The sequence below is a fragment of the Streptomyces sp. T12 genome, assembly GCF_028736035.1.
GTDB lineage: Bacteria > Actinomycetota > Actinomycetes > Streptomycetales > Streptomycetaceae > Streptomyces.
Genome location: NZ_CP117866.1, coordinates 3892746 through 3918609 on the forward strand (window position 1 = coordinate 3892746; position 25864 = coordinate 3918609).

24 protein-coding genes, 1 tRNA gene and 2 pseudogenes are annotated in these 25864 nt (G+C 71.3%); 13 read left to right on the top strand and 14 right to left on the bottom strand.

Going from position 1 to position 25864, the window contains the following annotated elements; genetic code table 11:
* Positions 1 to 8 precede the first annotated feature (8 nt).
* Positions 9 to 662, bottom strand: coding sequence for an RDD family protein (locus PBV52_RS17375; RefSeq protein WP_274239287.1), 654 nt, complete (start codon positions 660 to 662; stop codon positions 9 to 11).
* A gap of 89 nt (positions 663 to 751) precedes the next feature.
* On the bottom strand, positions 752 to 2341 hold the full coding sequence (locus tag PBV52_RS17380; RefSeq protein WP_274239288.1) for an RDD family protein: 1590 nt from the start codon (positions 2339 to 2341) through the stop codon (positions 752 to 754).
* Positions 2342 to 2603: 262 nt separating this feature from the next.
* On the opposite strand from PBV52_RS17380, the gene PBV52_RS17385 reads away from it, so the two are divergent.
* On the top strand, positions 2604 to 3017 hold the full coding sequence (locus PBV52_RS17385; protein ID WP_274239289.1) for an SsgA family sporulation/cell division regulator: 414 nt from the start codon (positions 2604 to 2606) through the stop codon (positions 3015 to 3017).
* 23 nt (positions 3018 to 3040) lie between these two features.
* Here PBV52_RS17385 and PBV52_RS17390 read toward each other — a convergent pair whose 3' ends face one another.
* Together PBV52_RS17390 and PBV52_RS51740 are read right to left on the bottom strand one after the other, a co-directional pair.
* Entirely contained in the window at positions 3041 to 4447 is a 1407-nt protein-coding gene (locus PBV52_RS17390; protein WP_274239290.1) for an FAD-binding oxidoreductase, read from the bottom strand.
* 85 nt (positions 4448 to 4532) lie between these two features.
* Complete coding sequence (locus PBV52_RS51740) at positions 4533 to 4634, bottom strand: pentapeptide repeat-containing protein (protein ID WP_373921880.1); 102 nt, start codon at positions 4632 to 4634, stop codon at positions 4533 to 4535.
* A gap of 105 nt (positions 4635 to 4739) precedes the next feature.
* Here PBV52_RS51740 and PBV52_RS17395 point away from each other — a divergent pair, with 105 nt between their 5' ends.
* Positions 4740 to 6101 (top strand): tetratricopeptide repeat protein, encoded by a 1362-nt coding sequence (locus PBV52_RS17395; protein WP_373922012.1) that lies wholly within the window; start codon positions 4740 to 4742, stop codon positions 6099 to 6101.
* Between the two features lie 514 nt (positions 6102 to 6615).
* Here the strand turns inward: PBV52_RS17395 and PBV52_RS17400 are convergent.
* Entirely contained in the window at positions 6616 to 7476 is an 861-nt protein-coding gene (locus PBV52_RS17400; protein ID WP_274239292.1) for a Teichoic acid biosynthesis protein C (Precursor), read from the bottom strand.
* 128 nt (positions 7477 to 7604) lie between these two features.
* On the bottom strand, positions 7605 to 8750 hold the full coding sequence (hppD, locus tag PBV52_RS17405) for a 4-hydroxyphenylpyruvate dioxygenase (RefSeq protein ID WP_274239293.1): 1146 nt from the start codon (positions 8748 to 8750) through the stop codon (positions 7605 to 7607).
* Positions 8751 to 8899: 149 nt separating this feature from the next.
* Here hppD and PBV52_RS17410 point away from each other — a divergent pair, with 149 nt between their 5' ends.
* The 7 genes from PBV52_RS17410 to PBV52_RS17440 all read left to right on the top strand — a co-directional run bounded on the left by PBV52_RS17410 (position 8900) and on the right by PBV52_RS17440 (position 13959).
* Positions 8900 to 9379, top strand: a complete 480-nt coding sequence (locus PBV52_RS17410; RefSeq protein WP_274239294.1) for an Lrp/AsnC family transcriptional regulator — start codon at positions 8900 to 8902, stop codon at positions 9377 to 9379.
* A 25-nt stretch (positions 9380 to 9404) separates the two neighbouring features.
* Positions 9405 to 10052 carry an ABC transporter permease gene (locus tag PBV52_RS17415; RefSeq protein WP_274239295.1) on the top strand — a complete coding sequence of 216 codons (648 nt, stop codon included), beginning with the start codon at positions 9405 to 9407 and terminating at the stop codon, positions 10050 to 10052.
* A gap of 91 nt (positions 10053 to 10143) precedes the next feature.
* Complete coding sequence (locus tag PBV52_RS17420) at positions 10144 to 11352, top strand: betaine/proline/choline family ABC transporter ATP-binding protein (protein ID WP_274249426.1); 1209 nt, start codon at positions 10144 to 10146, stop codon at positions 11350 to 11352.
* Complete coding sequence (locus tag PBV52_RS17425) at positions 11349 to 12155, top strand: ABC transporter permease (RefSeq protein ID WP_274239296.1); 807 nt, start codon at positions 11349 to 11351, stop codon at positions 12153 to 12155. Before PBV52_RS17420 ends, PBV52_RS17425 begins: the two co-directional genes overlap by 4 nt.
* Positions 12152 to 13114: a glycine betaine ABC transporter substrate-binding protein gene (locus PBV52_RS17430; RefSeq protein ID WP_274239297.1), complete on the top strand. Its 963-nt coding sequence runs from the start codon at positions 12152 to 12154 to the stop codon at positions 13112 to 13114. The genes PBV52_RS17425 and PBV52_RS17430 overlap by 4 nt, the downstream gene beginning before the upstream one ends.
* Before the next feature lie 57 nt (positions 13115 to 13171).
* Positions 13172 to 13756, top strand: coding sequence for a transcriptional regulator (locus tag PBV52_RS17435; protein WP_274239298.1), 585 nt, complete (start codon positions 13172 to 13174; stop codon positions 13754 to 13756).
* Between the two features lie 14 nt (positions 13757 to 13770).
* Positions 13771 to 13959, top strand: a complete 189-nt coding sequence (locus PBV52_RS17440; protein ID WP_274239299.1) for a hypothetical protein — start codon at positions 13771 to 13773, stop codon at positions 13957 to 13959.
* Here PBV52_RS17440 and PBV52_RS17445 read toward each other — a convergent pair.
* From PBV52_RS17445 to PBV52_RS17470, 6 genes are all read right to left on the bottom strand, one after another.
* A complete protein-coding gene (locus PBV52_RS17445; protein WP_274239300.1) occupies positions 13956 to 14747 on the bottom strand; it encodes a PDZ domain-containing protein in 792 nt (263 codons plus the stop codon). The genes PBV52_RS17440 and PBV52_RS17445 overlap by 4 nt on opposite strands.
* An 87-nt stretch (positions 14748 to 14834) precedes the next feature.
* The gene (menC, locus tag PBV52_RS17450; protein WP_274239301.1) at positions 14835 to 15944 is read right to left on the bottom strand and encodes an o-succinylbenzoate synthase; all 1110 of its coding nucleotides are present in this window, start codon (positions 15942 to 15944) and stop codon (positions 14835 to 14837) included.
* Complete coding sequence (locus PBV52_RS17455) at positions 15941 to 16756, bottom strand: chorismate synthase (protein ID WP_274239302.1); 816 nt, start codon at positions 16754 to 16756, stop codon at positions 15941 to 15943. Before PBV52_RS17455 ends, menC begins: the two co-directional genes overlap by 4 nt.
* A gap of 72 nt (positions 16757 to 16828) precedes the next feature.
* A complete protein-coding gene (locus tag PBV52_RS17460; RefSeq protein WP_062703418.1) occupies positions 16829 to 17470 on the bottom strand; it encodes an IclR family transcriptional regulator in 642 nt (213 codons plus the stop codon).
* A 357-nt stretch (positions 17471 to 17827) separates the two neighbouring features.
* A complete protein-coding gene (locus tag PBV52_RS17465) occupies positions 17828 to 19621 on the bottom strand; it encodes a DEAD/DEAH box helicase (protein ID WP_274239303.1) in 1794 nt (597 codons plus the stop codon).
* A gap of 429 nt (positions 19622 to 20050) precedes the next feature.
* On the bottom strand, positions 20051 to 21505 hold the full coding sequence (locus PBV52_RS17470; protein WP_274239304.1) for an MFS transporter: 1455 nt from the start codon (positions 21503 to 21505) through the stop codon (positions 20051 to 20053).
* Positions 21506 to 21706: 201 nt separating this feature from the next.
* On the opposite strand from PBV52_RS17470, the gene PBV52_RS17475 reads away from it, so the two are divergent.
* Together PBV52_RS17475 and PBV52_RS17480 are read left to right on the top strand one after the other, a co-directional pair.
* A tRNA-Cys gene (locus tag PBV52_RS17475) sits at positions 21707 to 21778 on the top strand.
* A gap of 183 nt (positions 21779 to 21961) precedes the next feature.
* Positions 21962 to 22093, top strand: a pseudogene (locus PBV52_RS17480) (IS630 family transposase); the annotation flags it as partial.
* 72 nt (positions 22094 to 22165) lie between these two features.
* Here the strand turns inward: PBV52_RS17480 and PBV52_RS17485 are convergent.
* A complete protein-coding gene (locus tag PBV52_RS17485) occupies positions 22166 to 23209 on the bottom strand; it encodes a GlxA family transcriptional regulator (protein WP_010982637.1) in 1044 nt (347 codons plus the stop codon).
* A gap of 136 nt (positions 23210 to 23345) precedes the next feature.
* Here PBV52_RS17485 and PBV52_RS17490 point away from each other — a divergent pair, with 136 nt between their 5' ends.
* Positions 23346 to 24272 (top strand): NADP-dependent oxidoreductase, encoded by a 927-nt coding sequence (locus PBV52_RS17490; protein WP_274239306.1) that lies wholly within the window; start codon positions 23346 to 23348, stop codon positions 24270 to 24272.
* A 296-nt stretch (positions 24273 to 24568) separates the two neighbouring features.
* Here the strand turns inward: PBV52_RS17490 and PBV52_RS51405 are convergent.
* A pseudogene (locus PBV52_RS51405) lies at positions 24569 to 24781 on the bottom strand (TetR family transcriptional regulator); the annotation flags it as partial.
* Between the two features lie 68 nt (positions 24782 to 24849).
* Between PBV52_RS51405 and PBV52_RS17500 the strand changes: the two are divergent.
* The gene (locus PBV52_RS17500; protein WP_274239307.1) at positions 24850 to 25845 is read left to right on the top strand and encodes an NADP-dependent oxidoreductase; all 996 of its coding nucleotides are present in this window, start codon (positions 24850 to 24852) and stop codon (positions 25843 to 25845) included.
* Positions 25846 to 25864 lie beyond the last annotated feature (19 nt).

Below are 25864 nucleotides of genomic sequence, written 5' to 3' on the forward strand. Positions count from 1 at the left end.
GACCCGCCTCAGGTGTTGGTGCTGACCACCACCGTCTTCGCCGCCTTGTCATGCAGGCCCTGCTTGTAGGGCCGGTCGAAGAAGCTCCAGCCGCCGCAGATCGCGGTCCAGATGCAGGCGCAGCAGAACGCGAACGGGATCCACAGCACCGCCGCCCGGATCAGCGCGGTCTGCACGGACGGCGTGGCCCCGTTGTCGAGGTTGGCCACCCGCATGTTGAGCAGCTTCTTGCCGAGCGTCTGCCCCGTGCTGACGGTCATGAAGGTGTCGTAGCCGATGAAGAGCAGGGCGGCGACCAGCGACTGCACGAAGGACTTGCCGTACTCCACCTCGTCGGCGTCCACGTCGTACTCGGTGACGCCGAAGCCCCAGGTGAGCAGCCAGACCACGATGCCGACCAGGATCATGTCGATGATGCGCGCGAGCGTGCGCTTGCCGCTGTCGGCGAGCGGCGGCATCCCGGCGAGCGGGTCGGTGGGGTAACCGCCGCCGCCGTACGGGTCCCCGCCGTAGGGGCCGCCGCCGGAGGGGGGCGGCGGACCGCCGTACGGCGGCTGTTGGCCGTACGGCGAGCCCGGGCCCTCGGACGACGGGGGCTGCTTCCTGAACGGGTCGTCTTCCGGGGGCTGCTGACCGGAGCCGGGAGGCGGTTCACTGCTCATGGCCCGAGTCGACCGCGAACCCCCCGGCTTCGCATCCGGCGCGGGGCCGTCCGGAGTACGGAATCCTCCGGGCCGTTTGCCGTATGCGGTCAGCCCGCGACGAACGTACGCGCCGCCTTGTCGTGCCAGCACTGGTGCCACGGCCGGTCGAACACGCACCACAGCACGCCGACGACTCCGATGCCGAGCAGGCCGGGGATGCTGTAGACGAGCCAGCGGCGCAGTGCGGGACCGAACGTCGGAGGCTCGTGGGCCTCGATGTCCCGCACCTCCAGACCGAGCACCTTCTTGCCCAGCGTGCGGCCCCACTTGACGGTGGGCACGACCTCGTAGACGAGCCCGAACAGGAGCAGGACGGCCAGGACGATGCCGAGATACGCCGAGGTCGTGCCGTCCAGCAGCCAGACGGTGACCGTCTCGCCGGAGAGCTTGGCGGCGTCGATCTTGTCGTTGACGTGGTCGAGCGCCTGGGTGCCCAGCGGTACGGCGGCCACCGCGGTGACGGCGGCCAGTACGACGGTGTCCAGCAGCCGCGCGGCCAGCCGCTTGCCGAGGCCGGCGGGGCGGGCGGCGGCCTGGCGCATGGCGGCCGCCTGGAAGATGTCCTCGACCGGGGGCTTCCAGGGGGCGACCGGCTGGTCGTCGCCGGACGGTCCCGCGAGCCGGTGGACCTGCTGCGCCCAGGAGGACTGGCCGCCACCGGCACCGGAGCTCATGGGCGTGCCGGACGCCGCGGCCGCGGACTGGGGGCCGGACTGCTGGGGGACGGTCGGTGCGGCCTGCTGCGGGCCGGAGAGGGCCGCGGGGGCGGCGCCGGCCGCCTGGGCGGCAGCCCCGGCCTGAGCGCCCGCCTGAGGCTGTCCCTGGGCCTGCCCCTGGGCCACCGCGGCGCGCTCGGCGGCAGCCTTCCCAGCGCCGAAGCCGGGGCCCTGCGGGGCGCCGGCCGCCGAGGGGTGGTGGGCATCCGGATGTGCGGCGCCCGAGCCGGCGGACGCGCCCGTGCTCCCGGCCTGCGCCCCGGCCGCCCCGCCCTGCTGCGGCGTGCGCGGGGACAGCGCGCGGATGGCCATGGTGCCGTCGACGGGCGCCGAGCCGGCGGGGTTCGGGATGTGGGGAGCGGCCTGCCCCGGGGCGCCGGAGGACGGCGCTCCCCCGGCCTCCGCGACCGGCCGGCGGATCATGAACGTGTCACCGGAGGCGACGCCCGCGTCCGGCTCGGCGGGCGGGGCGGAGGCGTGGCCGTCCGGGTGCCCGGGTCCGGCCGCCGCGCCCGGGTCCCTCGGGTCGGCGCCCTGCTGGGCGCCCCAGGAGACGCGGCGGTCCTGGTCGCCGCCGAAGCCGGACTGGTGGGCGGAGTCGGCGCCCCAGGCCGACGCCGGCTCGGGGCGGCTGCCGTGCTGGGCGTCTGCCTGCGGGGGCTCCTGGGCCGGGTCCTCGTCGAAGAAGTGCGGGCCCGTCTCCTCGACCGAGGCGGCCGGGGCGGCAGGGGCCGACGTGGCCTGGCCCGGGTTCGCGCCGGGCGGCGGGGCGAGCGATTCGCCGTCCGTCGGCGCCGGACGGCTGGTGCCCGGCACCCAGGAGGCACCGTTCCAGTACCGGACATATCCAGGAATGGACGGGTCCGGGTAATACCCTTCGCGGGGCCTGTCGTCGCCTGGGGCCGGGGTTGGGGCGCTCATGTCCGTCGTCCGGTATCTGCTCGAGGGTCGATTGGGGGCCTCCACATCTATCAGACCGGCGCAACAACCACCGCCAGTCCCGTAGGACCCGCTCCTTTCCGGGCAACCTCGTACACGTACTTCACATGTGCGGAACCGCTCCGGGAACAGGCCGGAAAAAAGTTCTGCGAACCCGCGTAATGATCCAGCCCTCTCCTCGCTCTCCACTCGTACGGGCCCGTCCGCAGGACCCGCACGCGTCACGAGAGAGGACACCCACGCCATGCATCACACCGTCGTAGAGCGCGAACTGGAGCTCAAGCTCATCCTGTCGCCCGAGCGCCGCATCCCCGTCCCGGCGCGGCTGAGCTACCACAGCGACGATCCGTACGCCGTCCACGTCACCTTCCACATCAACTCCGAGCACCCCGTGTACTGGACCTTCTCCCGCGATCTGCTGGTCGAGGGGGTGTTCCGGCCGTGTGGGCACGGGGACGTGCGGGTGTGGCCGACGAAGGTCGAGGGCCGCAGCGTCGTGCTCATGGGCCTGAGCTCGCCCGACGGGGACGCCCTGCTGGAGGCGCCGGCGGCGCAGGTGTCGGCCTGGCTGGAGCGGACGTTGCGGGTGGTTCCCCCGGGGGCCGAGGGCGAGCAGCTGGGGATCGACGACGCGCTCGACCAGTTGCTCGCCCAGTGAGCCGTACCGACCGGCGGGACGGATCAGAACAGCTTGCCCGGATTCAGGATGCCCAGCGGGTCGAAGGCCTGCTTGATCGCCTGCTGCATCTCGATCCCCACCGGGCCGATCTCGCGCGCCAGCCACTCCTTCTTCAGGACGCCCACGCCGTGCTCGCCGGTGATCGTGCCGCCGAGTTCCAGGCCGAGGGCCATGATCTCGTCGAAGGACTCGCGGGCGCGCCGGGACTCGTCGGGGTCGGCCGCGTCGAAGCACACGGTCGGGTGGGTGTTGCCGTCCCCGGCGTGCGCGACGACCCCGATGGTGAGCTGGTGCTTGTCGGCGATCCGCTCGACTCCTTCGATGAGGTCGCCGAGCCGGGACCGGGGCACGCACACGTCGTCGATCATCGTCACGCCCCGCACCGCTTCGAGCGCGGTGAGGGACAACCGCCGTGCCTGGAGGAGGAGTTCGGACTCGGCCGCGTCGTCCGCCGGGACCACCTGGGTGGCGCCGGCCGCCTCGCACAGCGCGCCGACGGCGGCGAGGTCGGGGGCGGGGTCCGGGGTGTCGAAGGCGGCGAGGAGGAGGGCCTCCGTCGTCTCCGGCAGTCCCATGTTCGCGATGTTGTTGACCGCTTTGACCGTCGTACGGTCCATCAGTTCGAGCAGTGACGGGACGTGTCCGCCGGCCATGATCCGGCACACGGCGTCGCAGGCGGCGGCAGCGGACGCGAACTCGGCGGCGAGGACCAGCTGCTGCGGCGGCTGCGGCTTGAGCGCCAGGACGGCCCGTACGACGATGCCGAGCGAGCCCTCGGAGCCGACGAAGAGGCGGGTCAGGTCGTATCCCGCGACGCCCTTGGCCGTACGCCGGCCCGTGGACATCAGGCGTCCGTCGGCGAGGACGACGTCCAGGCCGAGGACGTACTCGGCCGTCACCCCGTACTTCACACAGCACAGGCCGCCCGAGGCGGTGCCGATGTTGCCGCCGATCGTGCACATCTCCCAGCTGGAGGGGTCCGGCGGGTAGTAGAGGCCCTGTTCGCCCACCGCGCGGGAGAGGGCGGCGTTGATGACGCCGGGCTCGACGACCGCGATGCGGTCGACCGGGTTGATCTCCAGGATGCGGTCCATCTTGGTCAGGGACAGCACGATGCAGCCGTCGGAGGCGTTGGCCCCGCCCGACAGGCCCGTGCGGGCGCCCTGCGGGACGACGGGGACGCGCAGCTCGGTGGCGGTGCGCATGACGTGCTGGACCTCTTCGACGGTGCGCGGCAGGACGACCACGGCGGGGGCGCCGGCCGGGCAGAAGCTGGCCATGTCGTTGGCGTAGGAGGCCGTGACGTCGGGGTCGGTCAGGACGGCCTCGGCAGGCAGACCCGCGAGCAGCCGCTCGGTGAGGTCACCCCGGGCCTGGTCGGGTGCGGCTTCGGTACGGCTCATGATCACAGCGTGACACCCGGGGCCATCGGTGTGAACCCCACGTACGGCAGGCGGCGGCGGACGGGTGTGGTCGTCGTATTGACGCAAGGTTTCACGCACAGTGAGCGCCATGGAGAACAGCGCCATGGAGAGCGGCACCACCGAGAACAGCGCCACCGAGAACAGCGCCGCGGAGAACAGCGCCACGGACCACGACGCCTCGAAGAACGACGCCTCGAAGAACGAGAACGGCGTCTCGGAGAGCGGACAGCCCACCCCGGACCGCTCGCGCATCCGCCGACGGGTGCTGATCGCCGCGGTGGCCGGGTGTGCCGTGCTGGGCGGGGTGCTGGCGCTGCTGCCGTGGGGGACGACCGGGACGCGGGAGGCCGCACCACCGGCGCCGGGTGCGCAGGCGCTCACCGCGGTCACCACGGGGGTGCCGGCCGCGCTGCCCGATCTGGCGGTGCTGATCGACGAGCGCGAGGCCCATCTGCGGACGCATCCCAAGGACGCTCACTCATGGGCGGTGCTGGGCGCCGCGTATGTGGAGCAGGGGCGGCGGACCGCGGAGGCGGTGAACTACCCGAAGGCCGAGAAGGCGCTGCGTACGTCGCTGAAGGTGCGGGCGAGGAACGCCGAGGCGCTGGACGGCATGGCGGCGCTGGCGAACGCGCGGCGGGACTTCCGGGCGGCGCTGACGTGGGGCGAGGCGGCGCTTCAGCTGGACCGGAAGCGATGGACGACGTATCCGCAGCTGATCGACGCGCACACGGGGCTGGGCGAGTACAAGGCGGCCAAACGGACCCTGGACCGGCTGCTGAAGCTGCGCTCGGGGCCGGCGGTGCAGGCGCGGGCGGCGGCCGTCTACCGGGACCGGGGCCGCCGTGAGGACGCGGCGGCGGCGCTGTCCGACGCGGCGGCGGCCGCCGAGGCACCGGCCGAGCGGGCGGCGTATCTCGAACGGGCCGGTCAACTCGCCTGGGAACGCGGCGACTTGGACGTGGCGCTGCGGCACTTCGAGGAGGCGGTACGCCTCGACCCCGACCAGCGGGCCGCGCTGGCCGGGCAGGGGCGGACGCTGGCGGCGCTGGGCCGCACCACGGAGGCGCTGAACGCCTACCGGGTGGCGCTGGCCAAGCAGCCGTGTCCCGAGTACGCGCTGGAACTGGGCGAGTTGTACGAGTCGCTGGGGCTGGGGCAGGCGGCCCGCGTGCAGTACGACCTGCTGCGGGAGCGGGTGGCGCGGGCCGCGGCGGGCGGGGTGGACGAGGAGCTGGTGCTGGGCCTCTTCGAGGCGGACCACGGCGACGCGCCCTCCGCGGTACGGCGGCTGCGCACCGAGTGGCGGCGCCAGCCCGGCATCGCGGTGGCCGACGCCCTGGGGTGGGCGCTGCACCAGGCCGGGGAGGACAAGGAGGCGCTGAAGTTCGCCAGGATCGCGACCGACAAGGCGCGTGGCGGTGGGGTGCGCAGTGCGCTGTACGTGTATCACCGGGCGATGATCGAGCGGGAACTGGAGCTGGCGGGGCCCGCGCGGCGGCATCTGCAGGAGGCGCTGCGGATCAATCCGCACTTCTCGCCGACGCGGGTGCCCCTGGCCGAGGCGGCGTTGGAGGAGCTGGGCGAGCCGTCGGTGGCGGACGTACCGGAGATGGACGCCAAGCCGCGGCAGGGGTGAGAGCCGCGGCGTCGGGTCCTCGGGCTGGGCGCGGCGTCGGGTCCTCAGGCCGGCCGCGGCTGCGGGTCCTCCGGCTGGGCGCGGCTTCGGGGCCTCAGGCCGACCGCGGCTGCGGGACCTCGGGCTGGGCTCGACTGCCGGACCTCAGACCGGGCGCGGCTACGAGTCCTCAGACCAGGCGCGACTACGGGACCTCCGGCCGCCCCTCCTACGAGTCCCCTGACCAGGCCCGACTGCAGACCCTCCAGCCACCGCGGCTACGGGACCTCAAACCCGGCGCGACTACGGGACCCCCGGCCACCCCGGCTACGAGTCCCCAGACCAGGCCCGACTGCAGACCCTCCAGCCACCGCGGCTACGGGACCTCAAACCCGGCGCGACTACGGGACCCCCGGCCACCCCGGCTACGAGTCCCCAGACCAGACCCGACTGCAGGCCTTCAGACCGCGCGCGACTGCAGGCCTTCAGACCGCGCGCGACTGCAGGCCTTCAGACCGCGCGCGGCTGCGGGGCTTCAGGCCGTGCGCGGCTTGTAGTAGATCGAGAACCTGCGCTCCCCCTCCGGCCCGGACGCGAGCCCCAGGCACAGTCGTGCCCCGGAGCCGTGGCGGACGGCGAGGCCCTCCGGTTCGCGGTGGTCGAGGGAGTGGCCGGCCTCGGTGTGCTGCCGGTCGAGGAGTTCGCCGGTGTGGATGTCGAGGCAGGAGATGTGGGCGTTGCCGCGCTTGGCGGGCGGGTTGGTCTTGGCGTCGTAGGCGGTGCCGGCCAGTTGGTAGAGGTGGTCGCCGTCCAGGGCGTACCCCTGGAAGGGGATCTTGGGGTCGGGGTGCACGCCGGTCTGGGCGAAGTCGGCGACCGGGTCGGAGTAGTCGCGGGCGACGAAGGCGTCCAGGTCCCAGACGCGGTAGCGGGGCTCGTCGTCGACGCGGTGGCGTACGGCGATGCGCCGCGAGGCCATGCAGACCGAGGGCTGGTTGTGGGTGGAGCCCGGTATCGGGTGGCGGGCCTTGACGTCCTCCCGCGTGCGGACGGCTCCGTCGAAGAAGCGGAACCGGGTGACCCCCCGGCCGTAGCCCCCCTTGGCGTCGGCCTCGGTCCAGATCCACACCGTGCCGTCGGGATCGTTCTGCACGCCCATGCTGACGCCGTGCCCGAAGCCCTGGAGGTACATGTGGCCCAAGCGCTTGCCCGCCAGGTCGAGCTTGTTCAGGCACAGGTGACCGGCGGCGCCGCCGCCCCGCCGCAGCTGAAGGACGTACAGGTGCCGATTCACCTCGTCGAAGGCGAACGACTGCAGGATCGTGGGTTCCCGCAGCGTCCCCTTCTTCCACAGCCAGCGCTCGGACGGTGCGGCAAGGTCGAAGCGGTCGGTCACTGTTCTCTCCCCGGTCGTGCGGGCGCCCCCGTGGCGCCCGCACGTCTGGAGAGGCCCAACCGGGCCGATGTGGTTGCGCTTTCTACGAATTCACAGGTTTCGCAGGTCACGCAGGTCGCGCAGGAGCCTCAGAGGTTGCCTCGCTTGGCCTGCTCCCGCTCGATCGCTTCGAACAGCGCCTTGAAGTTGCCCTTGCCGAAGCCCATCGAGCCGTGCCGTTCGATGATCTCGAAGAACACGGTCGGACGGTCCTGGACCGGCTTGGTGAAGATCTGCAGCAGGTAGCCGTCCTCGTCGCGGTCGGCCAGGATCTTCAGCTCGCGCAGGGTCTCGACGGGGACGCGGGTGTCGCCGACCCACTCGCCGAGGGTGTCGTAATACGAGTCGGGGGTGTCGAGGAACTGCACGCCGGCCGCGCGCATGGTGCGCACCGTCTGCACGATGTCGTTGGTGTTCAGCGCGATGTGCTGGACGCCCGCGCCGCCGTAGAACTCCAGGTACTCGTCGATCTGGGACTTCTTCTTGGCGATGGCGGGCTCATTGATCGGGAACTTGACCTTGAGCGTGCCGTCGGCCACGACCTTCGACATCAGCGCGCTGTACTCGGTGGCGATGTCGTCGCCCACGAACTCCTTCATGTTCGTGAAGCCCATGACCTTGTTGTAGAAGCCGACCCATTCGTTCATGCGGCCGAGCTCCACGTTGCCGACGCAGTGGTCGATGGCCTGGAAGGTGCGCTGGGCGGGCGGTTCGACCATCGGCGCGGCGGAGACGTAGCCGGGGAGGTACGGGCCCTCGTAGGCGGTGCGCTCGACGAGGGTGTGGCGGGTCTCGCCGTACGTCGCGATGGCGGCGAGGACGACCGTGCCGTGCTCGTCCTTCAGCTCGTACGGCTCGGCCACCGAGCGGGCGCCGTGTTCGAGGGCGTAGGCGTACGCGGCGCGCGCGTCCGGGACCTCGATGGCGAGGTCGACGACGCCGTCGCCGTGCTCGGCCACGTGCTGGGCGAGGAAGTGGCCCCAGGTGGTCGCGGGCTTGATGACGGAGGTGAGGACGAAACGGGCGGAGCCGTTCTCCAGCACGTAGCTCGCGGTCTCGCGGCTGCCGTTCTCCGGTCCGGAGTAGGCGACCAGCCGCATGCCGAAGGCGGTCGAGTAGTAGTGCGCCGCCTGCTTGGCGTTGCCCACGGCGAAGACGACCGCGTCCATTCCCTTGACCGGGAAGGGGTCGGCCTGCCGGGCGGTGTCGGGAGTGTGGTGTGTGGTCTGCGTCATAGGCGCAGCCTCACTCCGGTGCGGCAAGGTGCGCAATAGTTTGGTTTCTCGCTGGGCAATCTGCTCAGTGCCGGACCTGCTTCGGCGGGCTTTCTGTACAGGATGACCACCCGGAGCGGCGGGGGTCGTCGAGGGAGAGGCGGACGGTCGTGGCGATCGATCATCTGGACGGGCGGATCATCGTGCTGCTGGCGCGGGAGCCGCGGATCGGGGTGCTGGAGATGTCCCGGCGGCTGGGGGTGGCCCGCGGGACGGTGCAGGCGCGGCTCGACCGGCTTCAGTCGAACGGAGTCATCCGCGGATTCGGGCCCGAGGTGGATCCGGCCGCGCTCGGGTATCCGGTCACCGCCTTCGCCACGCTGCAGATCCGGCAGGGACAAGGGGCCGACGTACGGGCGCACTTGGCGACCGTGCCGGAGGTGCTGGAGCTGCACACGACCACCGGGACCGGGGACATGATGTGCCGTCTCGTGGCGCGTTCCAACGCCGATCTCCAGCGTGTGATCGACCGGGTTGTCGGTTTCGATGGGATCGTCCGGGCCTCCACCGCGATCGTGATGGAGAACCCCGTTCCGCTGCGGATCATCCCGCTGGTGGAGCAGGCGGCCCAGGACCGGGAGAGCAGCTAGCCACGACCTGGCGGGGTGAGTCCGAGTGAGCTTCTGGGAGTACCTGGGCAACCGTCACCAGCAGCTGCTCACCGACGCCTACCAGCACGCCAGCGCCGTCTTCCAGTGCATGGTCGTGGCGACCCTGCTCGGGGTGCTGATCGGGGTGGCCACCTACCGCAGCGACCTGGCCGGCAACCTCGCCACGACGACCACCTCGACCATCCTGACCGTTCCGTCGCTCGCCATGATCGGTCTGCTCATCCCGATCGTGGGGCTGGGCGTGGCGCCCACGGTGATCGCCCTGACGCTGTACGGGCTGCTGCCGATCGTGCGCAACGCGATCGTCGGGCTGCGCGGTGTCGATCCGTCGCTGGTGGACGCGGCCCGGGGCATCGGGATGTCCCGGCCGGCCCAGCTGCTGCGGGTGGAGCTGCCGCTGGCCTGGCCGCCGATCCTGACCGGGATCCGGGTCTCGACGCAGATGCTGATGGGCATCGCGGCGATCGCGGCGTACGCCTCCGGCCCCGGCCTCGGCAATGTGATCTTCCGCGGCCTCGCCTCGCTGGGCAGCGCGAACGCCCTCAACCAGGTGCTCGCGGGCACCCTCGGGATCATCGTCCTTGCGCTGCTGTTCGACGCCGCGTATGTCCTGCTCGGGCGGCTGACCATTCCCAGGGGGATCCGTGTCTGAGACGTCCGCCGCCGCTACGACCGGTGCCACGTCGACCGCTACGACGGGTGCCACGGCGACTGCTACGACGACGGCTACGACGGGTGCCACGATCGAGCTGGAGAACCTCAGCAAGCGGTACCCGGGCAATCCCAACCCCGCCGTCGACAACGTCAACATGGAGATCAAGGCGGGCGAGACGGTCATCTTCGTCGGCCCGTCCGGGTGCGGGAAGTCGACGACGCTCAAAATGATCAACCGGCTGATCGAGCCGACCGGCGGCCGGATCCGCATCAACGGCGAGGACGTCACCGACATCGACCCGGTGAAGCTGCGCCGCAAGGTCGGCTACGCGATCCAGTCCGCCGGCCTGTTCCCGCACATGACGGTCGCGCAGAACATCGCGCTCGTACCGAGGATGATCGGCTGGCCGAAGGCGCGGATCGCGTCGCGGGTCGAGGAGTTGCTCGACCTGGTCGGCCTGGACCCCGGGGAGTTCCACGGCCGCTATCCGCGCCAGCTCTCCGGCGGACAGCAGCAACGCGTGGGCGTGGCGCGGGCGTTGGCGGCCGATCCGCCCGTCCTGCTGATGGACGAGCCGTTCGGCGCGGTCGACCCGATCACCCGTGATCATCTCCAGGACGAGTTGATCAGGCTGCAGCACGAGCTGCACAAGACGATCGTCTTCGTCACGCACGACTTCGACGAGGCGATCAAGCTCGGTGACCGTATCGCCGTTCTGCGCGAACGGTCGCACATCGCTCAGTTCGACACCCCCGAGGCGATCCTCACCAACCCGGCGGACGACTTCGTGTCCGGGTTCGTGGGCGCCGGGGCGGCGCTGAAGCGGCTGAACCTCACCCGCGTACGGGATGTGGAGGTCACCGACTATCCGACGGTGACCGTCGACGACCCGCTCCAGGAGATCTTCAACCGGCTCCGGTCCAGCGGCACCAACGAGATCCTGCTCCTCGACAAGCGGGGCCGGCCGTACAAGTGGCTCAGGCGCGGCGACCTGATGCGGGCCAGGGGTTCGCTGGCTCGGGCGGGGACGCTGGTGCACGACACGGTGACCCGGGACGCCACGCTGCGGGACGCCCTGGAGGCGGTCCTCATCGACAACGCGGGGCGGGTCGCGGTGACCGGGCGGCGCGGTGAGTACACGGGCGTCGTCGACATGGAGACGCTGATGAACTCCGTGCACGAGCTGCTGGAGGCCGACCGGCTGGAGGCGCTGGAGGCTCAGCACGAGCTGGAGGAGGCCCGGGCCGAGCGGACACATGCCGAGCAGGAGGGCAACGGAGGGGAGGCGAAGGCGTGACCGCTCCCGAGGCTCCCAGGACCGAGGAGGCCGAGGAGGCCCCCTCCCCCACCGCCGCGAAGCCCCCGGCCCGGAAGGTGAGTTGGCAGAAGCTGACCGTCCTGCCGACCCTGCTGGTGGCGATGCTGCTCGCGACCTGGCTGTGGTTCCAGCAGGCCGACCTGGACCCGGTCTCCGAGAACGCGCTGTCGAACGGCCAGGTCTCCAAGGCCCTGTGGCAGCACATCGAACTCACGGTGATCTCCACCTTCTTCGTGCTGATCATCGCGATCCCGCTGGGGATCCTGCTCACCCGGCGGGCGTTCCGAAAGGCCACCCCCGTGGCCATGGCGCTCGCCAACATGGGCCAGGCGACCCCCGCGATCGGCCTGCTCGCCCTGCTGGTGATCTGGCTGGGCATCGGCCGCAGGGCGGCCCTGATCGGCATGATCGCCTACGCCGTCCTGCCGGTGCTGTCCAACACGATCGCCGGCCTGAAGGCGAACGACCCGACACTGCTGGAAGCGGCGCGCGGCATCGGCATGTCCCCGACGGGGGTCCTGACACGGGTGGAACTACCGCTCGCGGTCCCCCTCATCCTCGCGGGCGTGCGCACGGCCCTGGTCCTGAACGTCGGTACGGCGACCCTGGCGGTCTTCGGCGGAGGCGGCGGCCTGGGCGTGCTGATCACGGCGGGCATCACCAACCAGCGGATGCCGGTGCTGGTACTGGGCTCGATCCTCACGGTCGCGCTGGCCCTGCTGGTGGACTGGCTGGCGTCGCTGGCGGAACTGCTGCTGCGGCCACGGGGGTTGGAGGCATGAGGCGCCGCGCCGGCCTGCTCCTGGCAGCGGGGCTACTGGCGTTGCCCTCGGGCTGCGGCCTGACGAGCGGCTCCCCCATGGCCGACGACGTGCAGGCCGGCACGATCGGGCGGGGCGAGCCACTGAAGGGCGCCGACCTGACGGTGACGTCGAAGTCGTTCACCGAGCAGCTCATCCTCGGCGCGATCATGGGCATCGCCTTCGAGGCGGCCGGCGCGGAGGTGCTCGACCGCACCGGAATCCAGGGCTCCATCGGCAGCCGCGAGGCGGTCAGGAAGGGGGACGCGGACGCCGGGTACGAGTACACGGGCACGGCCTGGATCACGTACCTGGGCCGCAGCGAGCCCATTGACGACCCGCACGAGCAGTGGGAGGCGGTGCGCGAGGCCGACGCGAAGAACGGGGTGAGCTGGCTCGCGCCGTCCGCGCTGAACAACACCTACGCCCTGGCGATGAACCAGGACAACCACAAGAAGTACGGCACGAACACGCTCTCCGACGTGGCCGCACTGTCCAAGTCCGACCCCGACGCCGTGACGCTCTGCGTGGAGGTCGAGTTCGCCAACCGGGCGGACGGGCTGCCGGGCATGCAGCAGGAGTACGGAATGAGCGTGCCGACGAAGAACATCACGCAGATGGACACCGGGATCATCTACACCCAGGCCGCGAAGGGAAGTTGCACCTACGGCGAGGTCTTCACGACGGACGGCCGCATCAAGTCGATGAACCTCGCGGTCATGCAGGACGACAGGAAGTTCTTCCCCAACTACAACGTCGCCCCCATGATCAACTCCGACACCCTGAAGAAGTGGCCGGCGATCGCGGACGTCCTCGACCCGATCACCAAGAAGCTGAACAACGCGGTGGCGCAGGAGCTGAACGCGAAGGTGGATGTGGATGGGGAGGATCCGCATCAGGTGGCGTTGGACTGGATGAAGGAGGAGGGGTTTGTGAAGTAGGGGCGAGGTACAAAGGTAGCGTTGCAAAGATCTCTTTGCAACGCTACCTTTGCATGCATGACCGAGCCCGAACATCCCAAGGTTCACAACCTCGACGCCCGTTCCCTGCGCGGGCTCGCCCACCCCCTGCGCATGCAGCTGCTCGACGCCCTGCGCTTCGGCGGGCCTGCCACCGCCTCCCAACTCGCCGAGAAACTGGGCGAGTCCAGCGGAGCCACCAGCTACCACCTACGCCAGCTCGCGGCGCACGGCTTCGTCGAGGACGACCCCGAGCGAGGCAAGGGACGGGAGCGGTGGTGGAAGGCGGCGGTGAAGGGGCTGCGGTTCGACGACGCCCTCCTGCACGACCCCAGCCCCGATGTACGTGGCGCGGCCGACCTGTACCTCCATGAGGTGGCCACCACCCAAACCCGGGAGCTCTCGACCTGGCTGGGCACCCGCCAGGAATGGTCCGAGGACTGGAACCGGAGCTCGGACATGAGCAGCTGGACGCTACGCCTGACACCCCAGCTCACTCGCGAACTCGCCGAGAAGATGCACGAGTTGATCGAGAGCTACCACGATCTCGCCGACGCTGAGGACGCCCCCGAAGTCGAGACCGTCCGCGTGCAGACCCGCGCCTTCCCCACGAACACCGACTGAGAGGCCGACGCCCGATGCAGCACCCCGAGACCCGTCTCGCCCTGCACCACGCCCGCGCCACGGACCTCCGCGCCCAAGCCGAAACCCACCGCCTCACCGCCCGGGCCAGGCAGCCGTACGAACTCCGCGCCCGCCTCGGCTGGACCTTGGTCGAGATAGGTCTGCGCCTCGCGACCCCCAAGCCACCAGCACTGGCGCACTAGCAGCTCGGAACCGAGCCCTTCCCCGACTCCAGGGCCTCCAGGGCGTCCACCGCCCCCTTCAGCGTGGTCACCGGGATCAGGCGCAGGCCCTTCGGGAGTTCTGACTTCGCGTCGGAGCACTCGTCCTTCGGTACCAGGAAGACCGTGGCCCCGTCCCGCTTGGCCGCCTGGGTCTTCAGGGACACTCCGCCGACCGCGCCGACCTTGCCGGCGGCGTCGATCGTGCCCGTACCGGCGATGGTGCGGCCGCCGGTGAGGTCGGCGCCGGCGCCGGCGCCGTTGAGCTTGTCGATGACGCCCAGGGAGAAGAGGAGACCGGCGCTGGGGCCGCCCACGTCCGCGAGCTTCAGGGTGACCTTGATGTTCTTGTCGTTCAGGTCCAGGTAGTTCAGCGCGGCCTCGGTCGCGGCGTCCTGGGACTCCTGCATCTGCTCGGTGTTGTACTTCTCGATCTCCTGGGTGCTGCGGCCGCTCGGATAGACCGAGTCGCGCGGCATGACCGCCTTGTCCGTGCGGAACCAGGCGTCGATCACTTCGCCGAGCGTCACGTCCGTGTCGGGCGAGGTCGCCTCGATCGTCGTCATGCGCAGCTCACCGGTCGTGTCGCGGGTCGGCGCACCGGAGATGGTGATCACCGGGTCGCCCTTGTTCTCGCCCAGCACGTCCGCCGTCAGGCCGGGCTGCGCCACCGAGAACGGCAGCGGCGCGAAGGCGGCCGTGGCGAGCAGGGCCACGACCGGCAGGGCGCAGACGGCGAGGGCCTGGGGGCGCGTGAGACGAGAGAACACGGGATCAATCTAACGTGGCGGCGAGTTCCGGCCCGGTGCAGGTCGGAGCTGTCAAGGTTGCCCCACTCAGATCACGGGCAGGTCTCGTCAGGTCACGTACAGGTCTCGCCGTTCCCTGGTGAAGCGCCGCAGCGCCCCCGGCAGCGGCTCCACCCCGATGCCCGGCGACCTCGGGACCGGCAGATGGCCGTCGACCAGCACGAACGGCTCCGTGATGTCCTCGGCGAAGTAGCGGCTGGAGGCGGAGGTGTCCCCGGGGAGCGTGCAGCCGGGCAGCGCCGCGAGTGCCAGGTTCGGTGCGCGGCCGATGCCCGTCTCCAGCATGCCGCCGCACCACACCGGCACCCCGTGCGCGTGCGCCACGTCATGCACCCGCCGCGCCTCCAGGTAACCCCCGACGCGCGCGGGCTTCACGTTCACGACCCGGCACGCGTCCATCGCGATCGCGGACGCGGTGTCGCGGGCGTTGTGCAGGGACTCGTCGAGGCAGACGGGGGTCGCGAGGCGCTGCTGGAGGCGGGCATGGGCGTACAGGTTGTTCTCCGCCAGCGGCTCCTCGATCAGCAGCAGCCCGAACTCGTCGAGCCGCCGCAGATGCTCGGCGTCCGCGAGCGTGTACGCCGTGTTGGCGTCGACCTGGAGCGGCAGCTCCGCCCCGAAGCGCTCGCGCACGGCCCGTACGGGCTCCAGGTCCCAGCCGGGCTCGATCTTCAGCTTGATCCGGACGTAGCCCTCGGCGAGATACCGCTCGACGGCGTCCAGGAGCTCGCCGACGGTCTCCTTGATCCCGACCGACACCCCGGCCGGCACCCGCTCCCGCACCGCCCCCAGATACGTCGCCAGCGGCATCCCGTACGACCGCAGCTCCGCGTCGAGGACCGCCGTCTCCAGCGCCGCCTTCGCCAGCTCGTGCCCCTTGATCTTCTCCATCGCCGGAGCGAGGTGGGCCGTACCGAGCACGGGGAGGGCGGCGGCGCGCGGCAGCAGGAAGTCGCGCAGCACGATCTCCGCGCCGGCCACGAACTCCGAGCAGTACAGCGGCTCGGGGTCGGCCGCGAACTCCGACCAGCCCTCGGCCGTGTCCGTGACGACGTGCAGCAGGAAGGTGTCCTTCGTCGTCATCGTGCCGTAGGAGGTACGGAAGGGGGTGACCAGCGGAATCGCCACGTGGAACAGCTCGACGCGTTCGAGTTTCATACGTCGGCGTCCGCACGGTCGCGGGTGAGCGTGTACCAGCCGTCCCGGGACATCCCCGTCGCCCTGAACCCGTCGGCGAACGCCTTGGTGAACACCTCGCGCACGGCCCGCCGCCAGCGCAGCGCCAGCTCGGGGTGGGCGGCCCGCAGCGCCACGATGTCGTCCGGTACACGGCACCAGACGTGGCACTCGTCGAGGTCGCGGCGGGCGAGCGGGGCGCCGTCGGGGGCGGTGTGCGTGGTGGGCGCGGCCTCGCGATCACCGGTGCCCCCTGTGCCCCCAGTGCCCCCAGTGCCACCTGTGCCACCTGTGCCGTACGGCTGTCTGGGCCCGGTCAGGTCCCAGGCCACCGCCAGCCGGTCGGTCTCGTCGCCGTCGTTCACCCCGTCCGCCATGGGGCCGTAGAAGTCGACGAGGTACTCGGTCCCCACGGCGCCCAGCTTGACGAAGTTGAACCGGGCGTTGCGACCGACCAGCGGGTCGAAGGTCCAGCGCATCGTGCGTGCCCCGAGTTCCAGCGCCCAGGCCCGCTGCGCCTGCTTGACCTGCACCCCGAGCCCCTGGTCGGCGGCGGCCAGCAGGGAGTACGTCTCCCGCAGCGCGGGCGGCCCGAACACGGCGACGCTCGCGCCCGCGAGCCGCTGCCCCTCGTACGCGGCGTGCACCGCCCCGCCCGCGTGAGCGAGGCTGTGCAGCGTCTCGGAAAGTAAGGGCGGTGCGCTGCGGGGCGTCTGCCACACGTCACTGAAGTAGTCGGCGACGGCCGCGAACCCGGCGACGTCGTGCACGGTGCGGATGCTGAGTGAGGTCATGTGTCGAGTGTCGGAGGCCGCGCAGGCCCTGCCTAGAGCGCGCGGGCACGCAGCCTCCGAACCGGACACGCCTCAGCGCAACGCCTCCGCCACCTCCCGCGCCGCGTCCATGACCCGCGGCCCGACCCGCTCCGGCACCGCGTCGGCCAGCATCACGACACCCACGCTGCCCTCGACGCCCGTGACCCCGAGCAACGGCGCGGCGGCCCCGCTCGCCCCTGCCTCCAACTCGCCGTGGGTCAGGGTGTATCCGGGTTCCTCCAGCGGCTGTTGCCGGGCGGCGAGTATCGCCCGGCCCGCGGCCCCTCGGTCCAAGGGGTGCCGGAAACCGGCCCGGTAGGCCACGTGATAGTCCGTCCACGTCGGCTCGACCACGGCGACGGCCAGTGCCTCCGTGCCGTCCACCAGTGTCAGATGGGCCGTCGCCCCGATGTCCTCGGCCAGCGAGCGCAGAGCGGGCAGCGCCGCCTCCCGTACCAGCGGATGCACCTGCCGGCCCAGTCGCAGCACGCCGAGCCCGACCCGGGCGCGGCCGCCCAGGTCACGGCGTACGAGGGCGTGCTGTTCAAGCGTGGCGAGCAGCCGGTACACGACGGTCCGGTTCACGCCCAGTTTGTTGGAAAGCTCGGTGACGGTCAGCCCGTGGTCCGTATCGGCCAGCAGCTTGAGGACGCGCAGTCCTCGGTCGAGCGTCTGAGAGGTCTCCGCGGTCACGACGCCCACTCCTTAAGTGGTGAGGTCGGCAGCCCCCTCGCGGCGGGTGCGTCACCGAGTCCCGTCAGTGACGCGCGCAGAGGCCGCCGATCGGCCGGCGGCCCGGCCTTCCGGACCGCGCCGCTTCACGGCTGCGCTCCGCGGCGGCGCTGCCACGGGGCGTGTGCGTAGCGGGACATTAGCGAAGGCGGTTCGCTGAGCGGAAGGCTCCGTCCAGAATCCGGGCAGCGGCCGGTACGGACCACACCGTTTTGCCCGGAAAGGCACGAGGCGTGCAGGGCGCCCTGCCGGGGCGCGAAGCGCCTGAGGGGCGCGGGGCTGTATCAACAGAACCCGGCCAAGGCACAGCGCCCAGCGTCACCGCATCCGGGTGGCCCACTCCTGCACCTTGGCGATCCGCTGCCGCAGCTGCCCCGCCGTGGCCTCGGCGCTCGGCGGCCCGCCGCACACCCGCCGCAGCTCGGTGTGGATCACACCGTGCGGCTTGCCGCTCTGGTGGACGTACGCGCTGACCATCGTGTTGAGCTGCTTACGGAGCTCCATCATCTCCTTGTGCGAGACGACGGGCCGCCGCTCGGCGGGCAGCTCCAACAGGTCGGCCTCGGCGTCCGGCTTCTTGCGGCTGTGCGCGATCTGCCGGGCCTGCCGCTTCTGCAGCAGCAGCTGCACCTGATCCGGCTCCAGCAGCCCCGGAATCCCGAGGTAGTCCTGCTCCTCCTCGCTCCCCGGGTGGGCCTGCATGCCGAACTCGGCGCCGTCGTACAGCACCCGGTCGAAGACGGCCTCGGACTCCAGCGCCTCGAAGGAGAACTGCTCCTGCTCGCCGGTGTCCTCGTCCTGCTCCTTGTTCGCCTCCTCCATCTCCTTCTCGGATTCGGCGTACGGGTCCTCCTCGCCCTCCTTCTTCGGCTTGTCGAGGGCGTGGTCGCGCTCAACCTCCATCTCGTTGGCGAAGGTGAGGAGGTCGGGGACGGTCGGGAGGAAGACGGAGGCGGTCTCACCGCGCCGACGCGACCGTACGAAACGCCCGACGGCCTGCGCGAAGAAGAGCGGGGTGGAGATGGTGGTGGCGTACACCCCCACCGCCAGCCGCGGAACGTCGACGCCCTCCGACACCATCCGCACCGCGACCATCCACCGGTCGTTGTTGCCGCTGAAGTCGTCGATCCGCTTGGACGCGCCGGCGTCGTCGGACAGGACGAGGGTCGCCTTGGTCCCCGTGATCTCACGGATGAGCTTGGCGTACGCGCGCGCGGAGTCCTGGTCGGAGGCGATGACGAGGGCACCGGCGTCCGGAATGGCCTTCCTGACCTCGGTCAGCCGCTGGTCGGCGGCGCGCAGCACGCTGGGCATCCACTCACCGCGCGGATCCAGCGCCGTACGCCAGGCCTGGCTGATGGCGTCCTTCGTCATGGGCTCGCCGAGCCGCGCGGCGATCTCGTCCCCCGCCTTGGTCCGCCAGCGCATGTTGCCGCTGTAGGAGAGGAAGATGACGGGCCGCACGACATGGTCGGCCAGCGCGTTCCCGTAGCCGTAGGTGTAGTCGGCGGCGGACCGCCGGATCCCGTCGTTGCCTTCTTCGTACGTGACGAAGGGGATGGGGTTGGTGTCGGACCGGAACGGCGTACCGGTGAGCGCGAGCCGTCGCGTGGCGGGCTCGAAGGCCTCGAGGCAGGCCTCGCCCCAGGACTTGCTGTCACCCGCGTGATGGATCTCATCAAGGATCACGAGCGTCTTGCGCTGCTCGACCCGATTCCGATGGAGCATGGGCCGCACACCGACACCGGCGTACGTCACCGCGACGCCCTGGTAGTCCTTGCCGAGCGGCCCCGCGCTGTACTCGGGATCGAGTTTGATCCCTATCCGCGCGGCCGCTTCCGCCCACTGCTTCTTCAGGTGCTCGGTCGGCGCGACCACGGTCACCTGCTGCACGACATGGTGGTGCAGCAGCCAGGACGCGAGCGTCAGGGCGAAGGTCGTCTTCCCGGCGCCGGGCGTGGCGACCGCGAGGAAGTCACGCGGCTGCTCCTGGATGTACTTCTCCATCGCCCCCTGCTGCCAGGCACGCAGCTTGCTGGCGGTGCCCCAGGGGGCCCGGCCGGGGAAGGCGGGGGATAGGTGGTGCGAGGAGGAGGCGGCGGTGGTAGTCACGGTCTCCGTAAGGGGGTCGAATCCAAGGGGCCGCGCGCAGCGCGTCGAGTAGGGCGGTGGTGGGTGACGGGCGGGCGGCTCGGCTACGTATGACAACCGGGCCACCCTACCGGCGGCCCGGCGGTGCCGATGTGCGGACCAGGCCGGGTCACGCACGGGTGGGACCGACGTCACAACCGCCGCCGCACCTTCAGGGCTTCGCCCCACGGCCATCCTGCGACGCCGGTCCGGCATCCCAGCCTGTCTGGGGCCCCCTCTGGGGGAGTTTGAGGACGAGGCCCGTTCAGGGCCGAAGCGGGGGTCTGGGGGCCGCAGGCCTCCAGGGACCGGGGCCGAAGGGGCGGAGCCCACTTCAGGATGGGACGGGCAGGGGCGGCGGGGGCGAACCCCTCCGGCGAACCCCTCCGGCGAACCCCTCCCGCGCCCAACTCACCGCTCCCGCAACCGCGTAGTCACCCAGGCCCCCACCAACGCCACCCCCGCCATCGGCAGAAACACCGCCACGAACGCCGCCGGATGCGACCCGGCACCGGACGCCCCCGTCGCCGCATGACTCACCGCGCCACCGCCCAGAGCCGCGAAGGCGGCACCTCCGGCGGCCAGCAGCACGACGTTGGACAGGGCGTCGGAGATCTGGAGCGCGGCGGAGTTGGTGCCGGCCTCCTCGGGTGCGGAGAGATGGAGCAGCAGCACGCTGGCGGAGGAGATGACCAGCCCCATCCCGAAGCAGCCGAAACTCCACGCCACGGCGAGGGTCCAGGCGGGCACGGATTCGATCAGCACACTCGGCGCGGCGGCTATGGAGGCCGCCACCAGCACCATCCCCAACGTCATCAGGCGTTCCCGATACGGCTCCACCCGCGGCCGCGACTGCATCCACGACCCCAGCGCCCACGTCACGCCGCCCGCCGCGAGTGAGAACCCGGCGAGCGTCGGCGACAGCCCCCGCTGGGTGACCAGCATCAGCGGCACGAAGGACTCGGCCGCGACGAACGACCCCGCGGCGACCCCGCGCAACAGCACCACGGACGGCAGCCCGCGCGCCGCCCGGTACGTGCCGCGCGGGAGCAGCCCGAGCACGGCCGGTACGAGCAGCGTGGCGCCGACGACACCGGGGACGAGGGAGAGCCACCGCAGGTCCTGGGCGGCGTACTGCAGCAGCCCCGCACCGAGGGAGATACCGAGCGCGAGCCGGATACGGCGCCGGTCGAAGGAGGCGGCACGGGCGAACGGGTCGACCGGCCCTCCCGCCCGCCGCCGTATCTGCGGCAGCGCGAGGGCGAGCGGAAACACGACGAGCGCCGGAATCCCGACGAACACCCAGCGCCAGCCCAGATGCTCGGTCACCGCCCCGGAAGCCAGCGGCCCCACGATCGACGGCACGACCCAGCTCGCCGAGAACGCCGCCATGATCGCCGGCCGCAACCGTTCGGGGTAGGCCCGTCCGACGACGACGTACAACGCGACGATCACGAGTCCGCCCCCGAGCCCCTGCACGGCCCGCCCGAGAATGAACAGCCACATGGCCCCGGCGGTCCCGGACACCAGCAGCCCGGCCCCGAACGCGGCGATCCCCGTGGTCAGCGCCCCCAACGGCCCCCGCCGGTCCGACCACTGCCCCGCCAGCACCATCCCGAACAGGCTGGTGGTGAAGTACCCCGAGAACGCGAAGGCGTACAACGACACCCCGTCCAGCTCCCGCGCGGCCACCGGCATGGCCGTCCCCACTGCGGTGGCCTCGAAGGCAATGAGCAGCACGACGGAGACGATCCCGACACTGAGGGCCCGATAGGACCGACTGAGCACGGTCTCCTCGGAGTCGGAAACCGAGGGAGCATCGGATGTCTTCGCGACACCGGTATCGCGTGGCTCAAGGGCAGTCATGCCCGCCAGCGTAAGGGCCAAAACCAACTTTGACCCCTGTCGAGAGACGGCCCCACCCTGAGACCTTGGTCGTACGACCGCCGGGATTCATGAACGGCGTATGGCAGTCCCATTGCAGGGCCCACGGTTCCCTTGATCGCCCCTCGGCCCCGCACCTACGGTCGAATCACCGACGAGGGCCGAACGCCCGAAGTCAGAAACGGCCGTGTGCCCGAGTGGTTCAGGGGCTCGCCTGCAAAGCGAGTTACGCGGGTTCGAATCCCGCCACGGCCTCTGGTTGCCTGACCAGGCAAAAGGAAAGGGCCGCACCTCTAGAGGGTGCCGCCCTTTCAGCCGTCCGTCTCAGTTCCCGTCTCAGTTGCCCACTCGGCTAGTGCTGTGACCGCATAGGTTCGCCGGGTCGGCGGTCGTGGCGGTTGCATGTGCGTGACATTCGATCCGACCGCTGGAGGCGCGGTGGCCGAGCCCGTCCGTGTGCGCAGACTGACCGACCACGAGGGGCGGAAGCTGCAGCAGATCGTGCGCCGGGGCAGCACGAGTTCGGTGCGCTACCGGCGGGCGATGATGCTGCTGGCCTCCGCTGGAGGGGGCACCGGCAGCGGATGATCAGGCGGATCCCGGCCGGCCCGCGGAGCGGGTATGTGCGGCGCTGATGTGTCCTCAGACGCCCGCTTCCACCAGGTCGTCGGTATGGAAGGTGCGGCGGTAGGAGGCGGGTGAGACACCGAAGGCGGTGCGCATGTGGGCGCGCAGGGAGTTGGCGGAGCCGAAGCCACAGCGGTGGGCGACCAGGTCGATGGACAGGTCGGTGGTCTCCAGCAACTGCTTGGCCAGTTCCAGGCGTTGCGCGGTGAGCCACTGCACGGGGGTCATGCCGACCTCGTCGCGGAAGCGGCGGGTGAAGGAGCGCAGGCTCATCCGGGCGTGTTCGGCCAGGCGGTTCAGGGAGAGGGGTTCGCCGAGGTGTTCCAGGGCCCAGGCGCGGGTGGCGGTAGTGGTGGCGACGGTGGGTTCGGGCACCGGGCGGTCGATGTACTGGGCCTGGCCGCCGTCCCGCCAGGGCGGGACGACGCACATGCGGGCGGCGCGGTTGGCGGCGGCGGCGCCGTGGTCGCGGCGGATCATGTGCAGGCACAGGTCGACGCCGGCGGCGACGCCCGCGGAGGTCAGGACGTCGCCGTCGTCGACGAAGAGGACCTCCTCGTCGACCTTGACGCGGGGGTAGGCGCGGCGGAACTCGGGGGCGAGGTGCCAGTGGGTGGTGGCGGGCCGGCCGTCGAGGAGGCCCGCGGCGGCCAGGACGTAGGAGCCGGTGCAGATGGACACCAGGCGGGTGCCGGGCCGGATGCCGGCGATGGCCGCGGTGACCTCGGGCGGCAGCGGGCCGCCGCGGCCCAGCTCGGGCATGGCGTGCGTGGGCGGGACGATCACGGTGTCCGCGGCGGCCAGGGCCTCGGGACCGGCCGCGGGCTGCACGGTGAACCCGGCGTCGCTGAGGACCGGGGCGCCGTCGGCGGTGCAGACGGTTACCTCGTACAGCGGGCGTGAGCCGGCGTCCAGGACGCTGCCGAAGACGCGGGAGGGGATGCCGAGTTCGAAGGGCGGGACGCCGGGCAGGGCGAGGACGGCGATGCGGTGCCGCCCGGCCGCGTCGGCGCTCGGGTCGGGGCGAGGGTCGGTGCACGGCCACTGCATCTCGCTCATGGCCAGATCCTGTCACATAGTGGCCAGACGGCCAACACCATGGTGGGGGCGGGTGCCGGATCGTGGACTGCGTCGCGCCGGGAAGGGCCCGGGCGGCCGGTATCCGATCAAGACGGAAAAGAGTGAGGCGGACAGCATGCGTGCGGTGGTCCTGGAGCAGTGGGGCGGACCGGAGGTGCTCGTGGAGCGTGAGGTCGCCCGGCCCGAGCCGGGACTGAACGAGGTCCTGGTGCGGGTCCACGCGGCCGGTGTGAACCCGGTGGACTTCAAGACCCGGGCCAGCGGGGCCCTGATCGAGTGGGGCGAGGTCCCGGCGGTCGGCTGGGACGTCTCCGGCACCGTGGAGGCCGTCGGACCGGGCGTGGGGATGTTCCGCCCCGGGGACGAGGTGTACGGCATGCCGCTGTTCCCGCGGCAGGCCGGCGCCTACGCCGAGTACGTCGTCGCCCCGGCCCGCCACCTCGCGCCCAAGCCGGCGAACCTCACCCACGTGCAGGCGGCGGCGCTGCCGCTGGCCGCGCTGACCGCCTGGCAGGCCCTGGTGGACACCGCCGGGGTGCGCGCCGGTGAGCGGGTGCTGGTGCACGCGGCGGCCGGCGGGGTCGGCCACCTGGCCGTGCAGATCGCCAAGGCCCGCGGCGCGTACGTCATCGGCACGGCCAGCGTCGGCAAGCACGACCTGCTGCGGCAGCTGGGCGCGGACGAGGTGATCGACTACCGCACGGTCCGCTTCGAGGACGCCGTCGGGGACGTGGACGTGGTGCTGGACGGGCTCGGCGGCCAGAACGCCGAGCGGTCCCTGACGGTGCTGCGCCCGGGCGGCCGGCTGATCACCCTGCCCGGCCCCGACGACGTCCCCGCCGACGTCCCCGGCCACGTGCGGGCGGTGTGGATGCTGGTCGAGCCCGACCACCTGGGTCTGCGCGAGATCGCCGCCCTGGCCGAGCGGGGCGCGCTCACGCCCGTGGTCGAGACCGTCGTCCCGCTGGCCGAGGCCGCGAAGGCGCACGAGATCGGCGAGCAGGGCCGCACCACCGGGAAGATCGTCCTGAGCGTCGCCTGACGCCGGCCGCCCCGGCCGGGTCGGCTGCGGGCAGGTGGAGCGGGACTGGAGCCCCGGGGCCGACCGGTCCCGGGGCTCCGGGCGCGGCCGAACGGGACGGGGCGGACCTGCGGGCACGGCCGGACAGGACGGAACTGCGGCTCGGGGCTTCGGATTGCGCCCTGTCCGACGGTGGCGTTCGCGGAGGCGAGGCCGGAATCGACGGCGGCGGCGAACTTCTCGTTCTGCACCATGATCAGCAACTCGGCCTTCGTGGACGCGTACAGGTAGAGCGTCCCGATTGCGACATCGGCTCGGCGGGCGACCTGCTGCGTCGTGACCCTGTCGACGCCGTGTTCGACGAACAGCTCGCGGGCGGCGGTCATGATGCGCTCGCGCTTGTCCTGTTTGGCCCTCTCGCGGCGCCCGATCGGCATGTGACCGCGTCCCATGGGACCTCTCTTGCGAATAATCCTGAGTAGACTCATAATTGAGTGCAATCGGATTACCGGAGTGAGGCGAGGCCCCATGTCACGCCGAATTGGCTGATCTGGCCTCACCTCTGGATAAATAGGATGAAGACAAGGAGTGGCGCCCCATGAGAGCGTTCGTCGTCACCAAGTACAAGGAGCCGCTGCAGGAGGCGGAAGTCCCCGAACCCGCCGTGGGGGAGCACGACGTGCTCGTCCGGGTGGAGGCCGCCGGACTGAACCCGCTGGATGAGAAGATCCGCGCCGGTGAGTTCAAGCAGATCCTGCCCTACAAGCTGCCGCTGATCCTGGGCAACGACGTAGCGGGCACCGTCATCAGCGTCGGGACAGCGGTTCGCGGCTTCAAGCCCGGAGACGAGGTCTACGCCCGGCCCCACCAGGACCGCATCGGCACGTTCGCCGAGCGCATCGCCGTAGCGGAGGGCGACCTGGCACTCAAGCCCGCATCGATCAGCATGGAAGAGGCCGGCTCGCTGCCGCTGGCGGCGCTCACGGCGTGGCAGGCGCTGGTGGAGCGCGGAAAGGTGCGGCCCGGGCAGAAGGTTCTCATCCACGCCGGCGCCGGCGGGGTCGGTTCGATCGCGATCCAGCTCGCCGCGCACCTCGGTGCGAGCGTCGCCACGACCGCCAGCGGTTCCAACGCGGACTTCGTGCGCGCGCTCGGCGCGGACACGGTGATCGATTACCGCACCCAGGACTTCGAACAGCTCCTGACCGGCTACGACCTGGTGCTGGACAGCATCGGTGGGGAGACCCTCGAGAAGTCCCTGCGGGTGCTCAAGCCCGGCGGCAAGGCCATCGGGATCACCGGTCCCCCGGACCCCGCGTTCGCCCGCGAGGCCGGCCTGAACCCGCTGCTGCGCCTGGCGGTCGCAGGCCTGAGCGGCAAGATCCGCAGGCAGGCGAAGAAGCTCGGCGTGACGTACGAGTTCCTGTTCATGCGCGCCAGCGGCGACCAGCTCCGCCAGATCACCACTCTCATCGACCAGGGCGTGGTGCGTCCGGTCGTGGGAAAGGTGGTCGGCTTCGACCAGACCCCGCAGGCGCTGCAGTCCCTGTCCCAGGGCGGCATCCGCGGCAAGGCCGTCATCGGCAGCAGCTGACCCGCCGCAACCGCGACGG